Source organism: Xanthomonas sp. SHU 199 (assembly GCF_000364665.1).
GTDB lineage: Bacteria > Pseudomonadota > Gammaproteobacteria > Xanthomonadales > Xanthomonadaceae > Xanthomonas_A > Xanthomonas_A sontii.
In genome coordinates, this window is sequence record NZ_AQOI01000779.1 from 1 (window position 1) to 331 (window position 331).

The 331-nt window shown below is 77.3% G+C and carries 1 protein-coding gene; it reads left to right on the forward strand.

Annotated elements, in window-relative coordinates; genetic code table 11:
- Nucleotides 1-12 precede the first annotated feature (12 nt).
- Nucleotides 13-168 (forward strand): biopolymer transporter ExbD, encoded by a 156-nt coding sequence (locus tag D183_RS26625; RefSeq protein ID WP_255325536.1) that lies wholly within the window; start codon nucleotides 13-15, stop codon nucleotides 166-168.
- Nucleotides 169-331: the final 163 nt, after the last annotated feature.

Below are 331 nucleotides of genomic sequence, written 5' to 3' on the forward strand. Positions count from 1 at the left end.
CTGCGGCCGGCGCTGGACCGACGCAGCGGCGGCGACCGCGACCGCCGCATCTTGCTGCGCGCCGACCGCCGCGTGGCCTACGCCGACCTGATGGGCACGCTGGACGCGCTGCGCGCGGCGGGCTATCTGAAGATCGCCCTGGTCGCGGTGGAGTCGCCGGCGCGATGAACGTGCACCCGCCGGCGCTGCGCCGCTGGCTGCTCAGCCTGGGCCTGGTGCTGGCGGCGCATGCGCTGGTGCTGGCCGTGTTGCTGGCCTGGCCCTCGCGCATGCCGGTGCCGCCGCCCTCCGCGTCGGCACCGGCGCTGCTGCTGGACCTGGCACCGGCGCC